Origin of the sequence: Pseudomonas sp. FSL R10-1339 (assembly GCF_009600545.1) — a bacterium.
Taxonomy (GTDB): Bacteria; Pseudomonadota; Gammaproteobacteria; order Pseudomonadales; family Pseudomonadaceae; genus Aquipseudomonas; species Aquipseudomonas bubulae.
In genome coordinates this window covers 1-3,833 of sequence record NZ_WIVQ01000171.1, presented here as the reverse complement: position 1 = coordinate 3,833, position 3,833 = coordinate 1, and the positions used below count along the sequence as shown (strand labels likewise).

Sequence of the window (3,833 nt, the reverse complement as noted above, 5' to 3'; positions counted from 1 at the left end):
GCTGCTGGCGCCGGGCACTGAATTGTTGATTGATGGCCAGCGCGGTCGCCTGCACGTCTCCCCGGATGCCGACGCCTTGCAGCGTGCCACCCAGGAGCGCGACAGCCGTGAGCAGCGTTTGCTGGCAGCCTCTGCCCAGCGCCACGAACTGGCCGTGACCCAGGATGGTCATGCGGTTGAAGTGTTTGCCAATATCGGTGAGAGCAAGGGCGTCGCCACGGCAGTGGAGCAGGGCGCCGAAGGCATTGGCCTGCTGCGCACCGAACTGATTTTCATGGCCCATTCGCAAGTACCGGATGAGGCGACTCAGGAAGCCGAATACCGTCGTGTACTCGACGGCCTGGCTGGCCGGCCGCTGGTGGTACGCACGCTGGACGTGGGCGGCGATAAACCGCTGCCGTACTGGCCGATCGAGAAAGAAGAAAACCCGTTTTTGGGTGTACGTGGCATTCGTCTTACGCTGCAACGGCCGCAGATCATGGAAAGTCAGTTGCGCGCCTTGCTACGTTCAGCCGACAACCGCCCGCTGCGTATCATGTTCCCGATGGTGGGCAGCGTGGCCGAGTGGCGTGCCGCCCGCGACATGACCGAGCGTTTGCGCCTGGAAATTCCAGTGGCTGACCTGCAATTGGGGATCATGATCGAAGTGCCGTCGGCTGCCTTGCTGGCGCCCGTGCTGGCCAGGGAAGTGGACTTTTTCAGCGTCGGCACCAACGACCTGACCCAATACACCCTGGCCATCGACCGTGGCCACCCGACCCTGTCGGCCCAGGCTGACGGCTTGCACCCCGCGGTATTGCAACTGATCGATATCACCGTGCGTGCGGCCCATGCCCATGGCAAATGGGTGGGCGTGTGCGGCGAGCTGGCGGCTGATCCGCTGGCCGTGCCTGTGCTGGTGGGCCTGGGCGTGGATGAGCTGAGCGTTTCGGCGCGCAGCATCCCCGAGGTCAAGGCGCGGGTACGCGAGTTGAGCATGGATCGTCTGAAAACCCTGGCCGCCGAAGCGTTGAGCGTGGGCAGCCCGGATGAAGTTCGTGCGTTGGTGGAGGCGCTCTGATGGCCCGTATTCTGACTGTCACCCTCAACCCGGCACTGGACTTGACCGTGCGTCTTGGGCAACTGGTACCGGGGGAGGTTAACCGTAGCCCGCTGATGCTGACCCATGCTGCCGGCAAGGGCCTGAACGTGGCGCAAGTACTGGCCGATCTGGGCCACACGCTGACGGTAAGTGGCTTTTTGGGTGAGGACAATGCACAAGCATTCGATGCCCTGTTCAAGCGTCGCGGTTTTGTCGATGCCTTTATCCGTGTGCCGGGCGAAACCCGCAGCAATATCAAGCTGGCTGAAGACGATGGCCGCGTCACCGACCTCAACGGGCCGGGGCCGCAGGTTGACGCACAGGCGCAGCAAATCTTGCTCGATACCCTTGAGCGCATTGCTCCCGGGCATGACGCGGTCGTGGTGGCTGGCAGTTTGCCCCGAGGCGTCAGCCCGCAATGGCTGCACGATCTGCTGCTGGGCTTGAAGGCTCAGGGCCTGAAAGTGGTCCTGGACACCAGCGGTGAGGCCTTGAAGCAGGGCCTGGCAGCGGGGCCGTGGCTGATCAAGCCCAACACCGAAGAACTCAGCGATGCTTTGGGCCGCGATATCAGCGACCTTGCAACCCAGGTTGCAGCCGCAACCGCTTTGCAGGCACAGGGCGTTGAGCACGTGGTGATTTCCCACGGTGCAGAAGGCGTGAACTGGTTCAGCCGTGGGCCGGCCTTGCAAGCGTTGCCGCCCAAGGTCAGCGTCGCCAGCACGGTGGGTGCGGGCGACTCGCTGCTGGCGGGCATGGTCCACGGTTTGCTCAGCGGCCATAGCCCCGAGCAGACCCTGCGCACCGCCACTGCCATTGCGGCAATGGCCGTTACTCAGATCGGTTTTGGTATCAGCGATGCAGCGCACCTGGCGACGCTCGAAAGCGGCGTTCGCGTTCGCCCCCTGACAGAAGAATAAAAGGAATCCACATGAAATTAGCCATTGTGACGGGCTGCCCCAACGGCATGGTGACCAGCGTGCTGTGCGCCCGTTTGCTTGATGCGGCGGCTCAGCGTCAGGGCTGGAGCACCAGCGTTGAAGTCCACGACCCCAAGCACCCTGAACGTCAGTTATCGGCGGCGACCATAGATGAAGCCGAGTGGGTGTTGCTGGTCAGCAGTACGCCGCTGGATATGCAGCGTTTTATCGGCAAGCGTGTGTTCCAGAGCACGCCGGCCCAGGCCCTGCAAGATGTAGAGGCGGTGTTGCAGCGTGGCGTGGAGGAGGCTGAGGTCTACGTTGCACCTGCGCCAACAGCTGCAGTTGAAAACGCGCAGAAAGCTCCAAAAATCGTCGCCATCACCGCCTGCCCGACAGGCGTGGCCCATACCTTTATGGCAGCCGAAGCCTTGCAGCAAGCGGCCAAGCGCTTGGGCTACGACTTGCAAGTCGAGACCCAGGGTTCGGTAGGCGCGCGCAACCCGTTGAGCGCCGAAGCCATTCGCGACGCCGATGTGGTGTTGCTGGCGGCGGATATCGAAGTGCCGACCGAGCGTTTTGCCGGCAAGAAAATCTACCGTTGCGGCACAGGCATCGCCCTCAAGCAAGCCGAAGCCACCCTGAACAAGGCGTTGAGCGAAGGCAAGCAGGAGAGTGCCGCCGCTGCGGGCGGGGCGCCTGCCAAGCAGGAGAAGGCCGGGGTCTACAAGCACCTGCTGACGGGCGTGTCCTTTATGCTGCCGATGGTGGTGGCAGGGGGGCTGCTGATCGCGCTGTCTTTCGTATTTGGCATTGAAGCTTATAAAGAGCCCGGCACGCTGGCGGCGGCGCTGATGCAGATTGGTGGCGATGCCGCATTCAAACTGATGGTGCCGTTGTTGGCGGGTTATATCGCCTACTCGATTGCCGACCGCCCGGGCCTGGCGCCGGGGATGATCGGCGGCTTGCTGGCGAGTACCCTGGGTGCGGGCTTTATCGGTGGGATTATTGCCGGTTTCATCGCCGGTTACTGTGCCAAGGCGATCAACCGTTATGCGCGCTTGCCGCAGAGCCTTGAGGCGCTGAAACCGATTTTGATCATCCCGTTGTTCGCCAGCCTGTTTACCGGTCTGGTGATGATTTACGTGGTGGGCAAGCCGGTTGCCGGAATGCTTGAAGGCCTGACCCACTTCCTCGACAGCATGGGCACCACCAACGCCATCCTGCTGGGTGTATTGCTGGGCGGGATGATGTGCGTAGACCTGGGCGGGCCGATCAACAAGGCGGCCTATGCGTTTTCGGTGGGGCTGCTGGCTTCGCAAAGTTATGCACCGATGGCGGCAACGATGGCGGCGGGCATGGTGCCGCCGATTGGCTTGGGTATTGCCACGTTCCTGGCGCGCCGCAAGTTCGCCCAGACTGAGCGTGAGGCGGGCAAGGCTGCACTGGTGCTGGGGCTGTGCTTTATTTCTGAAGGTGCAATCCCGTTTGCTGCCAAAGACCCGCTGCGGGTGATTCCGGCGAGCATCGTGGGGGGCGCGTTGACGGGGGCATTGTCGATGTACTTCGGTTGCAAGCTGATGGCACCGCACGGTGGCTTGTTTGTATTGCTGATTCCAAACGCGATCAACCATGCGCTGCTGTACTTGTTGGCGATCGTGGCGGGCAGCTTGGTGACGGCGGTGGTGTACGCGGTGATCAAGCGTCCGGAGCCGGTTGAAATGGCGCTGGAGACGGCCAAAGCATAAATCAATCCCCGCTCCCACAATGTCACCGCAAATCCAGTGGGAGCTGGTTCGCCTGCTATGCAGGCACTGGGGTCTGTCAGGCAA

3 protein-coding genes are annotated in these 3,833 nt (G+C 62.4%); all 3 read left to right on the top strand.

Going from position 1 to position 3,833, the window contains the following annotated elements; genetic code table 11:
- On the top strand, positions 1 to 1,060 hold a 1,060-nt coding region (gene ptsP / locus GHO03_RS23830; RefSeq protein ID WP_153400641.1), incomplete at its 5' end, for a phosphoenolpyruvate--protein phosphotransferase.
- Complete coding sequence (gene pfkB / locus GHO03_RS23825; RefSeq protein WP_133144774.1) at positions 1,060 to 2,001, top strand: 1-phosphofructokinase; 942 nt, start codon at positions 1,060 to 1,062, stop codon at positions 1,999 to 2,001. The genes ptsP and pfkB, both read left to right, overlap by 1 nt.
- Before the next feature lie 11 nt (positions 2,002 to 2,012).
- Positions 2,013 to 3,749 carry a PTS fructose-like transporter subunit IIB gene (locus tag GHO03_RS23820; RefSeq protein ID WP_095018269.1) on the top strand — a complete coding sequence of 579 codons (1,737 nt, stop codon included), beginning with the start codon at positions 2,013 to 2,015 and terminating at the stop codon, positions 3,747 to 3,749.
- Positions 3,750 to 3,833: the final 84 nt, after the last annotated feature.